At 50.3% G+C, this 19,513-nt stretch carries 22 protein-coding genes; all 22 read right to left on the bottom strand.

Annotation, left to right across the window (positions count from 1 at the left end; all coding sequences use genetic code 11):
* Nucleotides 1-27: 27 nt before the first annotated feature.
* The gene (locus E1757_RS11975) at nucleotides 28-903 is read right to left on the bottom strand and encodes a MinD/ParA family protein (protein ID WP_133228084.1); all 876 of its coding nucleotides are present in this window, start codon (nucleotides 901-903) and stop codon (nucleotides 28-30) included.
* Nucleotides 896-2,308 carry a flagellar biosynthesis GTPase FlhF gene (flhF, locus tag E1757_RS11980; RefSeq protein ID WP_133228086.1) on the bottom strand — a complete coding sequence of 471 codons (1,413 nt, stop codon included), beginning with the start codon at nucleotides 2,306-2,308 and terminating at the stop codon, nucleotides 896-898. Before flhF ends, E1757_RS11975 begins: the two co-directional genes overlap by 8 nt.
* Nucleotides 2,305-4,338 carry a flagellar biosynthesis protein FlhA gene (gene flhA / locus E1757_RS11985; RefSeq protein WP_133228088.1) on the bottom strand — a complete coding sequence of 678 codons (2,034 nt, stop codon included), beginning with the start codon at nucleotides 4,336-4,338 and terminating at the stop codon, nucleotides 2,305-2,307. Before flhA ends, flhF begins: the two co-directional genes overlap by 4 nt.
* A 23-nt stretch (nucleotides 4,339-4,361) precedes the next feature.
* Nucleotides 4,362-5,420, bottom strand: a complete 1,059-nt coding sequence (gene flhB / locus E1757_RS11990) for a flagellar biosynthesis protein FlhB (RefSeq protein WP_181956637.1) — start codon at nucleotides 5,418-5,420, stop codon at nucleotides 4,362-4,364.
* Nucleotides 5,421-5,468: 48 nt separating this feature from the next.
* On the bottom strand, nucleotides 5,469-6,248 hold the full coding sequence (fliR, locus tag E1757_RS11995; RefSeq protein WP_133228092.1) for a flagellar biosynthetic protein FliR: 780 nt from the start codon (nucleotides 6,246-6,248) through the stop codon (nucleotides 5,469-5,471).
* Nucleotides 6,249-6,259: 11 nt separating this feature from the next.
* Nucleotides 6,260-6,529, bottom strand: coding sequence for a flagellar biosynthesis protein FliQ (gene fliQ, locus E1757_RS12000; RefSeq protein ID WP_133228094.1), 270 nt, complete (start codon nucleotides 6,527-6,529; stop codon nucleotides 6,260-6,262).
* Nucleotides 6,530-6,605: 76 nt separating this feature from the next.
* Entirely contained in the window at nucleotides 6,606-7,367 is a 762-nt protein-coding gene (gene fliP, locus E1757_RS12005; protein WP_133228096.1) for a flagellar type III secretion system pore protein FliP, read from the bottom strand.
* Nucleotides 7,364-8,020, bottom strand: coding sequence for a flagellar biosynthetic protein FliO (locus E1757_RS12010; RefSeq protein WP_246079157.1), 657 nt, complete (start codon nucleotides 8,018-8,020; stop codon nucleotides 7,364-7,366). Before E1757_RS12010 ends, fliP begins: the two co-directional genes overlap by 4 nt.
* A 46-nt stretch (nucleotides 8,021-8,066) precedes the next feature.
* A complete protein-coding gene (locus E1757_RS12015; protein ID WP_133228098.1) occupies nucleotides 8,067-8,429 on the bottom strand; it encodes a response regulator in 363 nt (120 codons plus the stop codon).
* 26 nt (nucleotides 8,430-8,455) lie between these two features.
* Entirely contained in the window at nucleotides 8,456-9,709 is a 1,254-nt protein-coding gene (gene fliY, locus E1757_RS12020; RefSeq protein WP_133228100.1) for a flagellar motor switch phosphatase FliY, read from the bottom strand.
* Nucleotides 9,699-10,697 carry a flagellar motor switch protein FliM gene (gene fliM / locus E1757_RS12025; protein ID WP_133228102.1) on the bottom strand — a complete coding sequence of 333 codons (999 nt, stop codon included), beginning with the start codon at nucleotides 10,695-10,697 and terminating at the stop codon, nucleotides 9,699-9,701. The genes fliY and fliM overlap by 11 nt, the downstream gene beginning before the upstream one ends.
* A 36-nt stretch (nucleotides 10,698-10,733) precedes the next feature.
* A complete protein-coding gene (locus E1757_RS12030; RefSeq protein ID WP_133228104.1) occupies nucleotides 10,734-11,210 on the bottom strand; it encodes a flagellar basal body-associated FliL family protein in 477 nt (158 codons plus the stop codon).
* Complete coding sequence (locus E1757_RS12035; protein WP_133228106.1) at nucleotides 11,211-11,432, bottom strand: flagellar FlbD family protein; 222 nt, start codon at nucleotides 11,430-11,432, stop codon at nucleotides 11,211-11,213.
* Nucleotides 11,433-11,490: 58 nt separating this feature from the next.
* Nucleotides 11,491-12,327: a flagellar hook-basal body complex protein gene (locus E1757_RS12040; protein ID WP_133228109.1), complete on the bottom strand. Its 837-nt coding sequence runs from the start codon at nucleotides 12,325-12,327 to the stop codon at nucleotides 11,491-11,493.
* 85 nt (nucleotides 12,328-12,412) lie between these two features.
* Entirely contained in the window at nucleotides 12,413-12,790 is a 378-nt protein-coding gene (locus tag E1757_RS12045; protein ID WP_133228111.1) for a TIGR02530 family flagellar biosynthesis protein, read from the bottom strand.
* Nucleotides 12,787-13,293: a flagellar hook capping FlgD N-terminal domain-containing protein gene (locus E1757_RS12050; protein WP_133228113.1), complete on the bottom strand. Its 507-nt coding sequence runs from the start codon at nucleotides 13,291-13,293 to the stop codon at nucleotides 12,787-12,789. Before E1757_RS12050 ends, E1757_RS12045 begins: the two co-directional genes overlap by 4 nt.
* A 49-nt stretch (nucleotides 13,294-13,342) precedes the next feature.
* Nucleotides 13,343-14,926 (bottom strand): flagellar hook-length control protein FliK, encoded by a 1,584-nt coding sequence (locus E1757_RS12055; RefSeq protein WP_133228115.1) that lies wholly within the window; start codon nucleotides 14,924-14,926, stop codon nucleotides 13,343-13,345.
* Between the two features lie 23 nt (nucleotides 14,927-14,949).
* The gene (locus E1757_RS12060) at nucleotides 14,950-15,873 is read right to left on the bottom strand and encodes a MotE family protein (RefSeq protein WP_246079158.1); all 924 of its coding nucleotides are present in this window, start codon (nucleotides 15,871-15,873) and stop codon (nucleotides 14,950-14,952) included.
* A 28-nt stretch (nucleotides 15,874-15,901) separates the two neighbouring features.
* Nucleotides 15,902-16,342, bottom strand: coding sequence for a flagellar export protein FliJ (gene fliJ / locus E1757_RS12065; protein WP_133228117.1), 441 nt, complete (start codon nucleotides 16,340-16,342; stop codon nucleotides 15,902-15,904).
* A 9-nt stretch (nucleotides 16,343-16,351) separates the two neighbouring features.
* Nucleotides 16,352-17,674 (bottom strand): flagellar protein export ATPase FliI, encoded by a 1,323-nt coding sequence (gene fliI, locus E1757_RS12070; protein WP_133228120.1) that lies wholly within the window; start codon nucleotides 17,672-17,674, stop codon nucleotides 16,352-16,354.
* On the bottom strand, nucleotides 17,675-18,493 hold the full coding sequence (locus E1757_RS12075; protein WP_133228122.1) for a FliH/SctL family protein: 819 nt from the start codon (nucleotides 18,491-18,493) through the stop codon (nucleotides 17,675-17,677).
* Nucleotides 18,486-19,502, bottom strand: coding sequence for a flagellar motor switch protein FliG (fliG, locus tag E1757_RS12080; RefSeq protein WP_133228125.1), 1,017 nt, complete (start codon nucleotides 19,500-19,502; stop codon nucleotides 18,486-18,488). The genes E1757_RS12075 and fliG overlap by 8 nt, the downstream gene beginning before the upstream one ends.
* Nucleotides 19,503-19,513 lie beyond the last annotated feature (11 nt).

The raw sequence follows: 19,513 nt of genomic DNA on the forward strand, positions 1-19,513 counted from the left end.
TTGTCTATTATATTTGGCAAGAGGCTGCTATTGCTTAAGAAGCTTGATCATCCTCGACAAAAATCCTTTGACTGCCCCGGCTTCGTTATCCGTCGGTGTTTGTCTGGCAATAAAATCATCCGTCAGCTTGTCTATCGCTTGGGAAGCTGCGCAGGACGGATATTCGATTGTAAAGGGAACCTGTTTCTTTACCGCTTTCGAAACGCTGCCGTCGTCGGCAACGTAGCCTAATGTCGGAATGTCCAGCTGCAGAAACTGTTTGGCCACCATACTGATTTTATCGGCCGTCTGCTTGCCTTCCTTCCAATCCGTCGCCCGGTTGACGACGAGCCGGAACCTCACCTGCTTATCCATTGAGCTGACCATCTTGATAATGGCGTACGCATCCGTAATCGATGTCGGTTCCGGTGTCGTGACGACAATCGTTTCTTCCGCGGCCAGAATGAATTTTAACGTCTCTTTGGACAGCCCGGCGCCCGTATCGAAAATGATAAAATCGACGGAACCGTTTAATTGGCTGACCTGTTCGGCGAAATCGTCCAACTGCTCCTCCGTCAACCGGATCAAATCCTGAAAACCCGAGCCTCCCGCAATAAATTTCAGCTCGTTGTACCCGGTTTGCACAATTTCCCAGATGGTCTTCTCTTTTTTGAGCAGATGATACAAATTGTATTTGGCCGTGATGCCCATCAGCACGTCAATATTGGCCAAGCCGATATCCGCGTCGAACACGAGCACCTTATACCCTTTTTTTTGCAGCGTGAGCGCAAAATTCAAGGTAAAATTGGATTTGCCCACGCCGCCTTTGCCGCTAGTTACCGTAATAATGCGCGTCGCTTTGGACGGCGGCTGGCTTTGCTGGTTCGAAACAAGATCGCGAAGTCCTTGCGCCTGATCATTCATCTTTGCGGGCCCCCAATATCAGGTCGATGATGTGGTGCTCAGCCAATTCGGTAATGTCATCCGGCACGCTTTGCCCGTTGGTCACATAAGAAAGCTGAAGCTTAAAATCATGGACCAGATTGACAATCGGGCCAAGCGATTCGGTTTCATCCATTTTCGTAAATAACACCTTGTCCAGCTTAAATTTGGAAAAGTTTTCGGTAATCGCCTTCATATCCTTATATTTGGTTGTCAGGCTCATGACCAGAAACGTTTCGCTCTTGCCCTGCGAGTTCAGCAGCGCGTTCAGCTCCGAGACATACATCTCATTGCGGTAATTGCGGCCTGCCGTATCCATGAAGATCAAATCCCGGTCCTTCAGCTGCTCGTAGGCTTTGGATAAATCCTGCGGCGAAAACACTACCTCGAGCGGCACGTTCAAAATCGTCGCGTACGTTTTCAGCTGTTCCACTGCCGCAATCCGGTACGTGTCCGAAGTGATGAAGCCGACCTTGCGGTTATACTTGAGCACCTGCTCGGCGGCCAGCTTGGCGATCGTCGTCGTTTTCCCGACACCGGTAGGCCCGACAAAATGCACGACTCTTGTATCGGGTGACATTTGTTTCGATTCGCCGATGGTGAACAGGTCCAGCAGTCGCGAACGGATCGATGCCCGGGCGGATTCCTCCGTCAATTCGGTCCCTTCCGCCTTGGCTTCCTCCGCCACCCCGGCAACAATATCCTGCACCAGCAGCGGATCGAGCTCCTGCTCGAGCAGCCGCTGCTGCAGCTCCGCCAATACCGGAGCGACAGGAGATTGCTGCAGCGTTTGGGCCGACAGCTTGTGCATAAGCTCCTTCATCTGTTTAATTTCATCCAGCAGCACATCTTCCTTAGGGTTCGCCCTATCCGAAGCTGTCCCGGCCGCAGCCGGTTCAGCCTTGACGGACGCGGCCGGAGGCACAAACGCGGATGCGGCCGCAACCTCCGGAATCACGACATCGGGCACCTCCGGGAAAGACAGCGCCGCAGCCGATGTCCCCGGATCAGGATGCTTGGGTGTCACAGCAGCGGCCATGACGGGCCGGGCATACGCTTGCTGCGCAACTTGCAGCGACCCGTAGGCCGCTTTCGGCAGTTCGCGCTGCTGCGGTTCGGCCCGCTTATGCGCCAGCGGCTGAACATGGGCGGCAGCTTGCGGCATAGCCGGCTGAAGCTTGGTCTGAACCGGGCCCGGCTGGCCCGCAGGGGCTGCAGATTGATCGGTAGCTGCGATCACTTCGATCTTCTTTTTTGAAAACATGCCCAGAAAGCCGCCGGAGCGTATTTCCTTCGTATTTAAAATAACGGCATCCTTGCCCAAATCCGTTCTGATCTTTTGCAAAGCATCCGGCATCGAGTCGACCACATAGCGCTTCACTCTCATAAATTAACAACCCCCATGCTTTGAATTTCAACGTTGGGTTCGAGCTCGCTGTAGGAAAGTACCGGAATATCCTGCATTGTGCGCTCCAGCAGCTGTCTTAAGTACATCCGGATCGTCGGAGACGTTAACACGATCGGCTGCTGGCCGGCTTGGACCAGCTTCGTTACCTGATCCGTAATTCGCTGATAGATCGCCTGCGTCGAGCCCGGATCGAGCGCAAGGTAGCTGCCTTGCTCCGATTGCTGCACCGACTCGGCAATTTTTTTCTCCAACGTCGGACCGACCGTAATGACCTTCAACGATTCTCCGTGCCCCGCAAACTGCTGCGTAATTTGTCTCGATAGGGCTTGCCGCACATATTCGGTCAAAATTTCAGGGTCCTTCGTATAGGTTCCGTAATCGGCCAATGTTTCCAAAATGGTCACTAAATCGCGAACCGATATTTTTTCTTTCAACAGCTTGACGAGCACCTTCTGCACATCACCTGTAGACAGCACGTTCGGGATCAAATCGTCGACCAGTACAGGGTAGCTTTCCTTGACATTTTCGACCAACGCTCTTGTTTCCTGACGGCCCAACAGCTCATGGGCATGCTTCTTGATAATTTCCGTCAGATGGGTCGCCACGACCGAAGGCGGGTCGACCACGGTGTATCCGGACAGCTCGGCCCGTTCTTTCATAACCTCGTCGATCCACAGTGCCGGAAGACCGAAGGCCGGCTCCAGCGTATCAATTCCCGTGATGGAATCGTCGTCGATCCCCGGGCTCATCGCCAAGTAATGATTCAATATAAGCTCGCCGCGCGCAACGGTGTTGCCTTTAATTTTAATCACATATTCATTCGGCTTCAGCTGAATGTTATCGCGGATTCGGATAACCGGAACGACAATCCCGAGCTCCAGCGCGCATTGTCGACGGATGAGAATAATCCGGTCCAGTAAATCCCCGCCCTGTTGTACGTCCGCCAGCGGAATCAAACCGTACCCGAACTCGAATTCGATCGGATCGATCTGCAGCAGGCTGATGACGCTTTCGGGGCTGCGCACCTCTTCAATCTGCTGCTCTTCTTCCAGTTGTTCGTCCTGCGCCTGCCGCTTAACCAGGTTTTTCTGCATTTTCATGGCGGCAAATGTAAGCACGGCGGCGATCGGCAATGTCGTGATCAGGTGAATCGGAGTGAAGATGCCGAGCAAAGTAATCGTACCGGCTACAATATAAAGCAGCTTCGGATAGGACAGCAGCTGACGGGTCAAATCATGCGCCAGATTTCCTTCCGAGGAAGCCCGGGTTACGATCAAGCCGGCGGCAGTCGAAATGAGCAGAGCCGGAATTTGGCTGACCAGCCCGTCGCCGATCGTCATAATGGAATATAAATTGCCGGCTTCCTGGATCGACATCCCTTTCATCGTCATTCCGATAATCAGGCCGCCCAAAATGTTAATGATCAAAATAATAATGCCGGCGATGGCGTCCCCTTTTACGAATTTACTGGCGCCATCCATCGCTCCATAAAAGTCGGCTTCATTGGAAATTTTTTCACGGCGTTGTCTCGCCTGCTGCTCATTGATCAAGCCTGCGTTCAAATCGGCGTCGATCGCCATCTGCTTGCCGGGCATCGCATCCAGCGTAAAGCGGGCGGCAACTTCGGCAACGCGCTCAGAACCTTTGGTAATAACGATAAATTGTACGATAACCAGGATAATAAATACGACAAAACCGACTACGATGTTCCCCTGGGCAACAAAAGAACCAAAGGTTTTGACCACATTACCGGCATCGGCGTTAGCCAAAATGTTTCGGGTTGTCGACACGTTCAAGGCAAGCCTGAACAAGGTCGTGATCAGCAGCAGGGATGGAAATATGGAAAATTGCAGCGCCTCCTGCGTATTCATCGCCACCAAAATGATGATTAGCGCTACAGATATATTAATAATCAACAGGACGTCGATCAGCCAGAGCGGTATCGGAACGACCATCATCAGAACGATGCCGATCACGCCGATCAGTACGACCAGATCCTTTACTCTCATTGCAGGTATCCTCCTTTCCCGGTTTAATTCGCTTTTCCTTTCACCTTATACACATAAGCGAGCACTTCGGCGACGGCTTGGAACAGATCGGCCGGGATCGCTTCGCCGATATCCACCTTGGCATATAACGCCCGGGCCAGCGGCTTGTTCTCCATCGTAATAATCCGGTTTTCTTTGGCGATTTGCTTGATCTTCAGCGCGATATAATCGGTTCCTTTGGCCAGCACGGTTGGCGCCTGCATGTTTTGGGCGTCGTACCGAAGAGCTACGGCATAGTGAGTCGGGTTGGTAATGACCACATCCGCCTTCGGCACTTCCTGCATCATACGCTGCATGGCCATCCGGCGCTGCTTTTCGCGAATCTTCGATTTGATTAACGGGTCGCCCTCCGTCTTTTTATACTCGTCCTTAATATCCTGCTTGGACATGCGGAGCTTCTTCTCGAACTCGTACTTTTGATACATATAATCGAACAGGGCAAGTACGATGAGAATGAGACCTATTTTGACGCCCAGCTTGAGCGATACGGACGAGGCGAAGACGAATATGCTGTCGAGCGGAAGTCTGGCCAAGTCCATCAGGTGGCTCTTCTCCGCCCAAAGGGTCGAATATACCACATAGCCGATAATCGACATTTTGAGCACCGACTTCAAAAAATCGGCAACCGTCCGCATCGAAAAAATATTTTTCGCGCCCTGAATCGGGTTCAGCTTGCTGAACTTCATTTTCAACGGATCGCCTGTCATAAGGAAACCGATCTGCAAATAGTTGCCGAATATGGCCGTTATGACCGTAATCAATAGAATCGGCGCCAACAACAGGAGGCTCTGCAGCAGCAGCTGATTGAACAGCGACCCGACATTTTCCATCGACAAATTCATCAGCAAGTAATCGTTAAAAATGGAACGAAACAGCTGCATCAAATGTTCTTTAAAATAGCCGCCGAACAAGTAGAACGACAAAAATGCGAAAAACAGGATAAAGGCAGCCGGCAGCTCCATGCTCTTGGCCACTTCTCCCTTTTCTCTTGATTCCTGCCGTTTTTTGGGAGTAGCCGGTTCTGTTTTCTCACCTGCGAACATTTGTAAATCCAGCTGCAATCGAATACGTTCCACACCCAGTCCTCCCGGTTAGCTTGCAAATAAAGCGAAAAACTTTTGCAGATGGTCAAGCATTGTAACAAAAGCATCTTTAAACACATCATGATAAGCCGGGAATAACAAAATGAGCAGCATAAACCCGATTAACATTTTAAGCGGGACGCCTATAACGAAAATGTTGAACTGCGGCGCGACCCGGGCCAGCAAGCCAAGTCCGAGATCCGTTAAAAACAGCGCTGCTATGATGGGCGATGCCATTTGAAAGCTGACCGCAAATACGGTTGAAAACGACTTCAGCAAAAACTCGGAAATTTGGCCGCTGTACATGCGTGCAAACATATCGTTGGACAGCGGAATCCATTGATAGCTTTCCATAATCGCTTTTAACAGTAAATGATGTCCGTTTAACGAAATAAACAGCAGCATCGCAATCATATATTTCAGATTCCCGATAATGGGGCTTGAGGCCCCCGTCATCGGATCAATCACGTTGGCGATTCCGAAGCCGACCTGAATGTCGATGAATGAACCGGCAATCTGTACGATCGTAAAAAACATATAAGCTACGAAGCCCAGGCAGATCCCCACGAGAATTTCCCGAATGATGGATAACACATAAAGCGAATCGAAAGATACCGGCATCGAAACGCCCATAACGGTATAAGCCATCAAGGTAACAAAAAATGCGATCCCGATTTTAAAGTGAGCCGGGACGTTTTTAGCCGAAAAGACCGGAACGACAACAAAAAACGAGGCAATCCGACAAAAGAAAAGCATGAAGCCGGGTAAAAACTGACTTATCCAATCCATTCACCCACAACCTAGCCGATAAATTTGTGAAGATTATTCAACAGGTTATAAGTAAAATCAACCAATGTCGTCAGTATCCAGGGTCCGAAAGCCAATACCGTTAACAGCACGGCAACAATTTTCGGGACGAAAGCGAGCGTCTGCTCCTGGATCTGAGTCGTTGCCTGAAATATACTGATGATCAAGCCGACCGCCAAAGCGAGCACCAGCATAGGCGCGCTGGCTTTAAGGACCGTGTACACGGCCTCGCCGGCCAAATGAATGACGAACTCGGAACTCACGTGCTATTCTCCTCCTGCATCGGTCGGCGTACCTGATTGTTTAGTCGAGGTAAAACCGACTTCGTAAGTATCGGTCTCACGTATTGAAGCTGAGCAGTAAGGATCTCACGACAAGGTACCATCCGTCGACCAAAATGAACAGCAATATTTTAAAAGGAAGCGAGATCATGACGGGCGGCAGCATCATCATGCCCATTGCCATAAGCGTGCTCGATACGATCATATCGATGACCAGGAACGGGATAAATATCATAAATCCCATCTGAAAAGCCGTTTTAAGTTCACTGATTGCATAGGCCGGAACCATTGCGGTCAGCGGTGTATCCTCGACTCCTGTGGGAGGGTTCGCTTTGGAATAATCGAGAAACAGCTTCAGATCTTTTTGACGCGTATGCTCAAACATAAACTTTTTCATCGTAAGAGAAGCTTTCTCCAGCGCTGCCGTCTGCGTCAATTCGCCTTTCAGATAAGGCTGCAAGGCGGACTGATTTAATTCGCCCAACGTCGGCGCCATAATGAAAAAGGTCAGGAACAAGGCCAATCCGATCAACACCTGGTTAGGCGGCATTTGCTGGGTGCCCAATGAGGTCCGGACAAATCCGAGCACAATGATGATCCTCGTAAAGCTGGTCATTAAAATCAATATGGCCGGCGCGATGCTTAATATGGTAATCAGCAAAATGATATTAATCGTAGCGGAGGCTCCTCCCGCATTGCCGGAAGAACCGATATCAATATTAATTCCGGGAATCGGATCGGCCGCAAAAGCATGGGAGCCGAACAGCAGCATGACAGCGAACAAAGAGGCGGTGGTGATGGCGGTTGTCTTCCATTTCATGTCTTATCACTCGTCCGATCCTGGTTCTTGTCATCCACCAGCAATTGTTCCATCATCTTCTTGCGGTCGGACAAATGCTGCATTTTATTATGGAATACTTGCTGAAAAGTTGCCGTCACATCGGATTCCTCGATTTGGATGTCGTCCTGTTCCCGCTTGTTCTTCCGTTTGCCCAACCACCCGCTTAACGTTTCGAAGCTGACCGTATTCATCGAGCTTGAGTTCGTCAGCATCTCGGTTATATAAGCGACTTCCTCGGCATCCTCGACTTTTTCAAGCAGCTGCACATTGTCGCCGACCCCGACGATATAGAGCGATCGGCCGATTTCGACCACTTGTATCGACTTGTTCGGCCCGAGCGGCAAGCCGCCCAGCGAACGTAAAGAGCGCCCAAATAAAAATTTATTTTTTTGCGAAAGAAACTTAACAATTACGAAAAATATTCCGATAATAAGAATAAGAAAGAAAATGACTTTGACGACCATCCACATTGTATCGGCCGTGCTGCCCCCGGGATAACCGAACTCCGGTTTATCCGCAGGAAGCGGCTCCGCCGAGGCGCCGGATTCCCCGAAGCATATCATCGAGAAACCGGCCGCTTGTATGACCCCCATAACGATCAGCGAACAAAGTCTGGTTATGAGTCTATTCAAGTTTCACATTCCTTTCGGTTTATGTCAGACTCTCCCCTCATCCGTACTATCCCAACGTTTTCTTAATGGCTTCGATTACGCGATCGGCCTGGAACGGCTTGACGATGAAATCTTTGGCGCCGGCTTGAATGGCATCGATAACCATCGCCTGCTGCCCCATTGCGGAACACATAATAACTTTGGCGCCCGGGTCCAGCTTCTTAATTTCTTTCAAGGCTGCAATGCCGTCCATTTCGGGCATCGTGATGTCCATTGTAATCAAATCGGGACGCACTTCTTTAAACTTCTCGATCGCTTGAGCGCCATCGTTGGCCTCGCCGCAAACTTCGTATCCATTCTTGGTTAAAATATCGCGGATCATCATTCTCATAAAAGCAGCATCATCTACGATCAAAATTCGGTTTGCCATGGGTAAACAGTCCTCCTAGGGGTTGATTAGTATTGTAATTTTTGAATTCGATCCCACTGATTCACTATGTCTGTAACACGTACCCCAAAGTTTTCGTCAATTACGACAACCTCGCCTTTGGCGATCAGCTTGTTGTTGACCAAAATATCGACAGGTTCGCCCGCCAGCTTGTCCAGCTCGATAATGGAGCCTTGCGACAGCTCAAGAATATCTTTGATCACCTTATGCGTCCTGCCTAATTCGACAGTGACTTTAAGCGGAATATCCAGCAGCAAGTTCAGGTTCGTATCCTCGGCCGGCGTTAAGGAAGCAGGGGTAAAGCCTGCAAATTGAGCCGGCTGTACGTTGACATTTCGGATCGGGCCTGTTCCATAGGTTGCCGGTGCCGGAGGCTGCGGCGGCGGGTACATCGGCTGCTGGTACATCGGTTGTTGGTACATGGGCTGCTGCGGCTGCTGATACATCGGCTGCGCATACGGATCCTGCATCGGCGGAGCTGCCGGAGGCTGCTGAGCCGGTGCCGGCGCTGCCGGAGGCTGCGTTGGCGCGGCTGCCGGAGCGGTTGCCGCTGCAGCTTCGTCCATCAGGTCCCCTCCGCCCATAAGCGTCGAGACCATATCTTTGGCAAAAGGAACCGGAAGCAGCTGCATGATGGTGGAATCAATCAAATCACCTATCGTTAGCCGGAACGATATTTTAATGAACACTTCTTCTGCCGGAAGCGCGTTGGTCCCTTCGCCCTCGGATAAATTAAGGATATCGATCCCCGGCGGAGAAATATTGACGAACCGGTTGAAAATGGTCGACATCGAAGTTGCCGACGATCCCATCATTTGATTCATCGCTTCCTGCACGGCGCTTATATGAATCTCGGACAGCTCCGTGTTCTGGCCTGTTCCGTCACCGCCCATCATCAAATCGGCGATGACCTGCGCATCTCGGGTTTTAATGACCAGCAGGTTGGTGCCATGAAATCCGTCAACATAATTGACATGGACCGCCACATGAGGCTTCGGAAATTCCAAAACCAGTTCCTCTCTAGGAATGACGGATACTTTCGGCGTCGTAATATCCACCTTTTTGCCAAGCAATGTAGATAAAGCCGTTGCCGCACTGCCGAATGTAATATTACCGATCTCGCCAAGCGCGTCCTGTTCCAGTGAAGACAGGAAGTCCTCCACATTTATTTCTCCGCTTATAGCGGCAGAGCTCTCGCCGGAAGATTGCCTTAACAGTGCATCGATTTCCTCTTGGGACAAATAATCTCGGTTATTCGTCATGTTCATCCGCTCCTTCGTTGACAATCTCCGTAATCTGTACCGCTAATTTTCCTCGACTCGTTCCCGGATTTCCGATAAATTTCAATCTTTCACCGATACGAATATGTAATAATTCCTCAACAGGCTTATTCAGAGCTATCACATCCCCGGTATTCAAGCTAAGAAACTCGCGGACCGAAATTTGCGATTCGCCCAATTCCGCAATGATCGGAAGCTTGGCCTTGTGTAATCGGGACTGCAATGCCAATACCTCTTCAGGAGCGCTTGTTTTTTTCTGTGAAACGAACCAATGGTGGACCGACAATCGCGGCATGATCGGTTCAATAACAACGTGAGGGATACATAAATTGATCATGCCCGTCGTGTCACCGATCTTGGTGCTTAAAGAGATCAATGCAATCGTTTCATTCGGCGAAACAATCTGCATGAATTGCGGATTCGTTTCCAACGCTTCCAGGCGCGGGGAAAGATCTATAACCGTTTTCCACGCTTCCTGAAGGCTTTCAAACGCCCTGCTGAAAATTCGCTCCATGACGATGGTTTCAATCTCCGTCAACGCGTTGATCTTCGTAGGCGAGCTTCCCGCCCCGCCAAGCAGACGATCCAGCATAGCGAACGCTACGTTGGGATGTACCTCAAGCACCATTCTTCCTTCCAAAGGCTCCGCTTCGAAAATGTTTAGAACTGTCATTTTTGGAATAGAGCGGATAAATTCATCATACGGCAATTGTTCGACTTGTACCACATTTATTTGCACAAACGTGCGCAATTGGGCGGAAAAATATGTCGTTAAATAGCGGGCGAAATTTTCATGTATTCGTGTCAAGCTTCGAATGTGGTCCTTGGAAAAGCGAACCGCCCGTTTAAAATCATAAGCTCTTACTTTTTTCTGGGTGTCTTCCTTTTTAAGCTCTTCAGCATCCATCTCACCGGAGGATAACGCGGCCAACAAAGCGTCTATCTCATTCTGCGAAAGTACATCAACCATTACGTCACCTCCCTCACACAAATTGTTTTTTTACAATTATTGAAGCACGCTGTCCGTAATCCAAATTTGTTTAATTTTTCCCGCGGACAACAATGAGTTCATTTTATTCATAAGGGCCGAAGTCAGATTATCCAAGCCTTTGCTGCCTTGTACCTGCTCTGGCGTCATATCGGAGAGCGTCTGTACGATAATGGCTTTCATTTTGAAATCCAGCTTTTCAAATTCATCCTTGGCCTTCGGATTTTCCAATTCAATGGCGAAGCTTGCCTTAATAAATCTGTTATTGGTAGCAAGATTCGTCAAAATATCTTTTAAAATAACGGTGTTGGCCTTAGTCTCATCGGGTGAAAGCTTCTTAGCCTGCTTGACTTCCTTGGCCGAGTTTTGCGCCAGCTCCTGTGGACTCGAGCTTGCTTTATCCATATAATTCCACAATACGAATGCCGCTGTTAATATTAAGGTTATAGCTATAAGAATCGCAACCACTAACAAAAAAATTTTACTTTTTAACAACTACAACCCCTCCGAATCCAAACTCTTTATTGTTCCGGCAACCGCACCGATGGATATCATATATTCCGTAATTAGCCGGACTACTTCTTTTTCTGGCTCCAGCACGGTAATTTTTTTGCTTGTGACCAACGTGATCATCGTGTCGGGCGTTTCTTCGATAGATTCAACGAGCAGCGCATTAACGGTAATGCCCTTCCCATTGAGGCGGGTCAGTCGAATCATGAATAGCCTCCATTTTGGAAAATTAGGGGAGCTGCGACCCTCCCCCGTCTATTCTAAACTACTGCTTCAAATTAACGACTTCCTGCAAAATTTGGTCGGACGTGGTGATGATCCGCGAGTTGGCCTGGAATGCGCGCTGGGCGATGATCATCTCCGTAAATTCGGCCGTCAAATCAACGTTCGACATTTCCAACTGTCCGGCAACAATCGCACCTGTACCTGCAGCAGGATCGTTAGCGAACCGAATCTCTCCGGAAACCGGCGCGCCGGCGTCATTGGAGTTGGGAGTTTGACGGTACAAGTTTCCCCCCACCTTTTCCAAACCGGACGGATTCGCCACTTTGCCGATCCCTATGAAAACGCCCGAATTGGTTGTGTTCCCTACATCGTCGACAGTAATAATCTCACCCGCATTTGAAATGGAATAGGCTGTAACATTGCCGATGTTATCCAAATCGATTATCGCGTTATCTTGACTGAGTACATACAATCCGTCCGAGGTTACCAGCTGATTGTTCGCATCAAACGAGAAATTACCCGCACGTGTCAAGAACGGCTCCCCGGTACCGGGGGTCGGCGAAACGAGGAAAAATCCGTCGCCGTCAATCCGCAAATCCGTAGGAACGTTCGTCGTCATCGCGCTGCCCGGCGTATGTATCGTGTCGATCGCGCTGACCGATACGCCCAAACCGATTTGCTTGGCATTTACCCCGCCTTTGGTCCCGTCTATAGAAGGCGTTACGCCGGCGACCGTTTGGCTCAAAATATCTTTGAACATGACGCGTCCGCCCTTGAATCCGACCGTGTTCACGTTAGCGATATTGTTGCCGATTACGTCCAGTTTCGTCTGAAACCCTCTCATACCGGATACGCCGGAATATAGAGATCTAAGCATAAACAATTGCCTCCCACTAAGTAATTAGTCTTGGTTGCTTCAGTCGTTCCGCAACCACGGGCTTCCTTATTCAGGTCCGGCCCCGCTACGAAATAATAACTGCGCTGTCAATTTGCGTGAACAAGTTGTCCTTCATGGACGCTTCATCCAGGGCAGTAACGACGGTTCTGTTCTTAATATTGACAATGAGCGCGGTGTTGTTGATCAGCATCAGCGAATCTTTCGCCCCTTTGGAAGCGGCTTTATCGATAGCCGACTCAATTTTGGCCAGCTGCTCGGGCATAAACTCAATACCGCGTTGACGCAGCCTTTGCTCGGCATGATGACTGAAGCGTACCAGCTCATTTTGCAGTACTTGTTGAAACGATCCTTCCTTTTTGGGAGCCGAAGCATCGTTTCGAATTAACGGCTGGTTCCTTATCGCGCCAGGATACAGCTGTCCGACAGAAATCCGCTCGGTCATGGCTTAGCCTCCGGACTCGGATTCGGGGTTGTATCCGGGCTCGGGTTCGCCGCCGGCGTCGGATTCGTAATCGCCGAAATGCGATCCAGTCCGATCTGTTCCCCTTTGACGACCGCATATTGTCCGTCCGATTTTACGATAATCGATTCGACGACGCCGTTTTTCACGATTGGATTATTGCTGTCGCTCGATACCGTCGTCCATGAGATTTCTTTGCCGATCAAACCTGAGGCGAACCCTAGCGTTTGGCGGAGCTGCTTCATTTCCGTGTTTAAATTCGTCAGCTGCTCGACCGATGTAAACTGTGCCATTTGAGCGATAAATTCTTTATCCTGCAGCGGCTCCATCGGGTCCTGATTTCTGAGCTGCGCCATTAAAATTTTTAAAAACTCATCCTTGCCCAGCTTGCCGGCATCTTCCTTTTTGACCGCACCGGCATTCTCGATGTTTTTCTTCGCGTAATACGGGTATACGTTTTTGGTGCTGATTGGTGAATCAGACATTTGTTCACCTCCTGCTCATGTTACACGGCCGAACCGTCTTCATCCTGCATTAAACCGTCGTATCGATGGAAGCTTGTCCGGAACGAATCGTAACCGGCGATGTTCTGGCCGCCTCTTGCGCGATAGCTTCTTCCAGGGTCAAGCTTTTCTCGGCTCCGTTTCCTTTGGACTGCTTGCCCGGCTGCTGCGATTGCTGCTGCCGCTGTTCCTGAAACAGACCGGATTGGAACGATTGGGATTGGGTAACTTCAATTTTTTCCACCTGGATGCCTTGGTTTTGCAGCGTGCTCCGCAGCTGCGACAATTGGCTTTCCAGCATTTCTTTGCCCAATGTGCTTTCGGCCATAAATTGGGCGATCAGTTGGCCATGATGAATCGTTAGCCTTACGTCAACCTGCCCCAGGTGCTGCGGGTACAAGGAAAGCCTTGCTTCCGTAACGCCGTCTGGGTGGGCATCCAGCGTGAACGACTTGACCACGAACTGAGTCATATCGTCAGCAAACGTAGGCGCATGCATGATTAATACCGGCGGTTTAACCAGCTGATCAACGGATTGAACATGTTTTAGAAATTCATGCATTGGCATAACGTTATTATCCGATGTCATATCAGCGATGTTTTCCTGCAACGGCTCGAATAACGGCGTATCCGCAATGATCTTGTCTACCTTAACGATAGGCGGCAATGCCTTGGCGGCCAAAAACTCCAGCTTTGGACTTACGGCTGCTATATTCAATTGAACGGGGACGTCCGCAGCTTTTTTGCCCTCGTTCGCCGACGCCGCCATACTGCCGGAAGGACGGCCGGTAACAGTCAACGGCACAGCAGGTACAATGACAGTGCGGTCGGCCGCGGATTGTTTGGGAACGACCGCTTGCTCCTGAGCTGAAATCAACGGAGCCAGTACTTGCGGAAGCTCTGCCGCGACTTTTTGTATGGTCTTTCCGTTGATCGGGTCCGCAACTTGCGCCGTGTCGCCGTTTTTCAGAAGCTGTCTGAATGCATCCAGCAGTTCACGGGCTTCTGCGCCGGAAATCTGCTTTAAGTCGGTTGCGGGAATATCTGATGCTTCAGAGGCCGCTGCGTTGTTTAGCGGAACGAATAGCTGCGGGTTCAACCGGCTGCCGCTTGCCAGGTGCTCTTCATCTGCTGCCTGAACCGGTACCAAGCTTCCGCTATTTTCCGAATCTTCGGACGCGGAATCCGCCGCTTCATTAACCGGTTGAGCTTGAAGCTGCAGCAGAGCTTGAATTTGCATCAGCCAAGCCTGCATATCCGGGCTGTTCAATACATCGTCGGCTTCTTTCGCATCGGCATCGAGCAGGTTGGTTAAAGCGTCCAGCTGCTTCAAAGTATCGTCCATACTCGGCTCCGAGCTCGCCGTCGTATCGATTTTCAAGGCCGCCATTAACTGAACTAAAGCGTTTAGGCCGTTAAGCGATAATGCGGAACCTGTCTGGCTTCCATCCACCGTACCAACCAACAGCCCGTTCAATGTCGTTGAAAAGCCAGGAGTCGGTTGACCGGTCAAAGCGTTCGCAGCAGCCGCTGCAGCTCCGTTCCCATTGGCGCCGCCTGTCGAGCCGGACGTTGTTACAGATGCGATGACGGGAGACTGTACTTGAATATCCATGTTTTTTCACCTCCTTTCATAAATTATTGAGCCAGGCGGGCAGAAATTAATGCTGCCGTTTCCTTGGATTGGTCGGCGATAGCGGTAATTATTTTAGAACGTCCCGCATTGTCCATCGAGCTTAAAATGGAAATTACTTTTTCCGGATTCGTATTCTGCATTTCCATCAGGACGGTGGCCGCGCTTTTCGGCGTCATGTTGGCAAAGGTCGTGCCCAAATCGTCTTTGCTCAGCTTCTGGGTATTCGAATTCGGCGCCGCCTGCTGCTTCAACCTCTCCTGAAGGGCGGCAATCTGCTGATCCTTCGCGGTAGTTAAATCCTTCAGAGCGATCGAAGCTTCAGCCGCTTTTTTCGGATCCATCTTTTCCAAAATTTTGACCCGCTCATCCGTCTTCATCATATTAAGAACGAGCACCATCTCGCCATTCGTCAAGTTTTCCATAATCGGCGCCGCTTTGGACGGAGACATTTTTGCATACAACGATGCCAGCTGTTGAATTTTTGTCGTATATTCGTCATCCGTTTGCTGCTTCGATTTCATCTGCTCTTCCAGCGTACTGTTTTTAAGCTGAAGCTCTTTGATCGTTTGATCTCTTTGCTGGATGATCGAATCCGATTTAGCCAACTCCTGTTCCTTTTGATCCGGCTTTGCGCCCGGCGTCTGATTCGTTTCCGCAGCATTCGCGGCGGAAGCCGGGGCATCGGGCTGAGCGGATTTATCCGGGTTTTTGGACTCCTCCGCTTTCAATTTGGGATCAGGTATAACCTTATTGATCACCGGTACTTTTTGGGCCGCCCGAAGAACGTTATTCATGACGTCATAGTCGAAAATCGTCAGCAGCACCCCCAGCAGTACAGCTGTAAACACAAATGGGATGAGAAACCATATAAGAAACCGTTCCATTGCGCCATACGAGGGGTTATCTTCAACTTCCATATCTGCCATTACCGTCACCTCCCTGTATCGTCAGGCTTTATGACAATCTCCGAAACCGGTTCGTCGCCATTTCGTCCAGCTGCTCCTGCTCTTTCTTCAAGGCGTTGGCCGTATACCGCTGCTGCGCTCTATCCTTCGCCTTGCTCCATATTTGCTCTTCCATCATTTTGCCGGCCAGCACATCCTGTTTGGTAACTACTACCTGCTGCGCGTGTTCCAAATCTTTGTTTTTCACCACGATTTGATGATCGATATGATCCACGAACCGCTGCATCATCAAAAGCTGCGAAATGGTCGCCTTGCTGGAGGAAGCTTCCATCATCTGCTCCTGTAAACCGTCTTTGGCCGTATGCAGCTCCGATAAAGAAGATTGTTCCACCCTTACCCTGCCGATCGCTTCGGACAGCATCCACTCCGCCTGCGTCTTTTCATTGGCTTTGAGATCGACAATTTTTTGGAAAGCGTAACGGAATTTCATTTCTTAATCTCATCCTTTGTGGAATTGTTGGATTAGACTTTCCTGTGCATCGTCAAAATTCAGTTTATCGTTCACCCGCTGCTTCGTATAATCCCAAATGTTCTGAATGTACTGCATCGAAAGATCGATTTCTGCATTGGAGCCTTGCTGATACGCCCCGATATTGATAAGATCCTCCGAATCTTTATAAATAGATAGCAACCGTTTCAAATTTTCCGCCGCCAGCAAATGCTCGGCAGGCACAATTTCTTTCATAACCCGGCTCACGCTTGATAAAACATCGATGGCCGGATAATGTCCACGATTTGCGATATTCCGGTCCAATACAATGTGTCCGTCCAAAATACCGCGCACCGCATCGGCAATCGGCTCGTTCATATCATCTCCATCGACGAGAACCGTATAAAATGCGGTAATGGAGCCTTTCGGGCCGGTCCCGGACCGTTCGAGCAGCTTCGGCAGCATCGCAAAAACCGATGGGGTATAGCCTCGGGTTGCCGGCGGCTCGCCAACGGCAAGCCCGACTTCCCGCTGGGCCATTGCAAAGCGCGTAACGGAGTCCATCATCATCATGACGTTAAGACCGCGATCCCGGAAATATTCGGCAATGCTCGTGGCAATCAGCGCGCCTTTAATTCGGATCAACGCCGGCTGATCGGACGTTGCTACGATGACAACCGATCTGGCGAGTCCTTCCGGCCCCAAATCGCGTTCGATAAAATCGAGTACCTCGCGTCCGCGCTCGCCGATAAGCGCAATGACATTGACATCGGCGGACGTGTTTCTCGCGATCATGCCCATGAGCGTACTTTTACCGACGCCGGAACCTGCGAAAATCCCGACCCGTTGTCCTTTGCCGATCGTCAGCAAACCGTCGATACAGCGGACGCCTACGCTGATCGGTTCCAGAACGCGGGGGCGCTTAAGCGGATTGCCCGGTGCGTTGTTCGTCGAATACTGCGTCATGCGGGAGGGAAGAAACGTACCGTCCAGCGGCTGTCCCAGTCCGTCTAACACTTTGCCGAGCAGCTCATGCCCGACTTGAACGGTTAAAGGCTTTCCCGTCCCGACGACATCGCAGCCTGGCCCGATCGCATGCAGCTCGCCTAGAGGCATGAGCAGCACCTTATTATTTTTAAAGCCTACCACCTCCGCTTTAAGCGGCTGATTCGACTTCAGCGGATAAATATAACAAACATCGCCGATGCTTGCGTCCGGACCTTCGGATTCCACCGTTAGCCCGATAACCTGGGTCACTTTACCGTTTACCCGAATCGGATCGATTTGCCTTAAATGCTCAATGTATTTGGCCGCATTGGGCGCGAGGCTCATCTAGAGCACCTCGTTTCGAAGGGCAAGATGCTGCAGCGCGGCTTTGATTTCCTTCAGCTGCGTATCGATTCTGGCGTCAATGCTTCCGAAAGAGGAACGGACGACACAGCCGTAATCATGAACGGACGGATCCGGAATGATCTGAAGCTCGGCCTGAGAGTCAATATGCAGCAGCAGCTCTTCCCTTGCGTCCTGAATATTGGAAAAGAAAGCGGGTGCTACGCAAAGAGTAATAATCCCTTTTTCTCTTCTTCTGGCCAGTATGTTTTGAATGAGCTCAATGACCCAACCCGGTTCAACGGTCAGCTGCCGCTCAACGACTTTTTCCGCTATGGAGCAGCTTAATTCAATTAAAAACGGCTCCGATTCCTGAATGATTTGCTGCTTCAATATAAAAGCTTGATCCAATATTTGCGAGGCTTCCTGCAGCATCCCGTCATACTTTTGACGAAGCTCCGTTTCCGCCTGCAGCAAGCCTTCCTGATAGCCTTGTCGAAAGCCTTCTTCTCTCAGTTCGGTTTGCAGCTGTTCGTCCTGCAGCCTTTGATCGTTCCACCACTGCTCGATTTCCGCCTGCGCCTGCTGGCGAACTGCGGCAGCTTCATCCATAGCTGCTCTAACCTGCTCTTCGGCAAACGTTTCGGCATCCTGCAGCATTTGATCCTTTAAGAGCGCAGCCTCGTTCAGCATTTCCATTTCGGCGGTCGATAGGCCGCCTGCCGCCTCCGAAGAATTGTCGACGTTAAATCTGGTTGCAGCTGCGACAACGATCGTATCGTCTAAAGAGACGTACTGGGAAGCTTTGAAGACATTAGACAATAATATCATCTCCTCCGCCGCGGGCGATGATGATTTCACCGGCTTCTTCTAAGCGGCGAATCGTAGCGACGATCCGCGTCTGCGCTTCTTCAACATCCCGCAGACGGACAGGCCCCATAAATTCCATTTCTTCGCGGAACGTTTCGGCCATCCGCTTCGACATATTTTTGAAGATGGCTTCGCGGACTTCTTCGCTCGCCACTTTAAGCGCCAATTGCAAATCCGCATTTTCGATATCGCGAATAATACGCTGGATGGAACGGTTGTCGATGTTGACAATGTCCTCGAACACGAACATCCGCTTCTTGATTTCCTCCGCCAGCTCCGGATCTTGAATTTCCAACGAATCGAGAATCGTCCGTTCCGTCCCGCGGTCTACGCCATTCAAAATTTGTACGATGGCGGCTATCCCGCCTGCATTCGTATAGTCCTGCGTAACCGTAGCCGAAAGCTTCTGCTCCAGAACGCGTTCGACCTGGCTGATTACATCCGGCGAAGTACTGTCCATCAGGGCGATCCGTTTGGCAACGTCCGCCTGCTTCTCCTGCGGCAGCGAGGAAAGAATAATGGATGATTGCTCGGGCTGCAAATAGGACAATACCAAAGCGATCGTTTGCGAATTCTCGTTCTGAATGAAGTTAAGAATTTGCGCCGGGTCCGCTTTTCTTGCAAAGTCAAACGGTCGAACCTGCAAAGTCGCCGTCAGCCGATTGATGATGTCCAGTGCCTTTTGGGTGCCAAGCGCTTTTTCCAAAATATCTTTGGCATAGGCAATGCCGCCTTGGGAAATAAACTCCTGGGCCACGCAAATTTGATGAAATTCGGCCAGAATCGCTTCCTTTTCGATGTTATCGACTTTTCTCACATTGGCGATTTCCAATGTCAGCTGTTCGATTTCTTCATCACGAAGATGCTTGAATATTTGCGCTGAAACCTCCGGACCGAGACTAATCAGCAAGATAGCCGCTTTTTGACGCCCTGTTAATCCTTGTTGCTGAACTTTAGCCAACAAAGTACACC

The sequence above is a fragment of the Paenibacillus piri genome (genome assembly GCF_004354045.1).
In the GTDB taxonomy this organism is placed as follows: Bacteria; Bacillota; Bacilli; order Paenibacillales; family NBRC-103111; genus Paenibacillus_S; species Paenibacillus_S piri.

Bases quoted from the DNA above. Each gene is read 5' to 3' on its own strand.
- E1757_RS11975 (WP_133228084.1), bottom strand. From the start codon at position 903: ATGAATGATCAGGCGCAAGGACTTCGCGATCTTGTTTCGAACCAGCAA.
- flhF (WP_133228086.1), bottom strand. From the start codon at position 2,308: ATGAGAGTGAAGCGCTATGTGGTCGACTCGATGCCGGATGCTTTGCAA.
- flhA (WP_133228088.1), bottom strand. From the start codon at position 4,338: ATGAGAGTAAAGGATCTGGTCGTACTGATCGGCGTGATCGGCATCGTT.
- flhB (WP_181956637.1), bottom strand. From the start codon at position 5,420: ATGTTCGCAGGTGAGAAAACAGAACCGGCTACTCCCAAAAAACGGCAG.
- fliR (WP_133228092.1), bottom strand. From the start codon at position 6,248: ATGGATTGGATAAGTCAGTTTTTACCCGGCTTCATGCTTTTCTTTTGT.
- fliP (WP_133228096.1), bottom strand. From the start codon at position 7,367: ATGAAATGGAAGACAACCGCCATCACCACCGCCTCTTTGTTCGCTGTC.
- E1757_RS12015 (WP_133228098.1), bottom strand. From the start codon at position 8,429: ATGGCAAACCGAATTTTGATCGTAGATGATGCTGCTTTTATGAGAATG.
- fliY (WP_133228100.1), bottom strand. From the start codon at position 9,709: ATGACGAATAACCGAGATTATTTGTCCCAAGAGGAAATCGATGCACTG.
- fliM (WP_133228102.1), bottom strand. From the start codon at position 10,697: ATGGTTGATGTACTTTCGCAGAATGAGATAGACGCTTTGTTGGCCGCG.
- E1757_RS12035 (WP_133228106.1), bottom strand. From the start codon at position 11,432: ATGATTCGACTGACCCGCCTCAATGGGAAGGGCATTACCGTTAATGCG.
- E1757_RS12040 (WP_133228109.1), bottom strand. From the start codon at position 12,327: ATGCTTAGATCTCTATATTCCGGCGTATCCGGTATGAGAGGGTTTCAG.
- E1757_RS12045 (WP_133228111.1), bottom strand. From the start codon at position 12,790: ATGACCGAGCGGATTTCTGTCGGACAGCTGTATCCTGGCGCGATAAGG.
- E1757_RS12050 (WP_133228113.1), bottom strand. From the start codon at position 13,293: ATGTCTGATTCACCAATCAGCACCAAAAACGTATACCCGTATTACGCG.
- E1757_RS12055 (WP_133228115.1), bottom strand. From the start codon at position 14,926: ATGGATATTCAAGTACAGTCTCCCGTCATCGCATCTGTAACAACGTCC.
- E1757_RS12060 (WP_246079158.1), bottom strand. From the start codon at position 15,873: ATGGCAGATATGGAAGTTGAAGATAACCCCTCGTATGGCGCAATGGAA.
- fliJ (WP_133228117.1), bottom strand. From the start codon at position 16,342: ATGAAATTCCGTTACGCTTTCCAAAAAATTGTCGATCTCAAAGCCAAT.
- fliI (WP_133228120.1), bottom strand. From the start codon at position 17,674: ATGAGCCTCGCGCCCAATGCGGCCAAATACATTGAGCATTTAAGGCAA.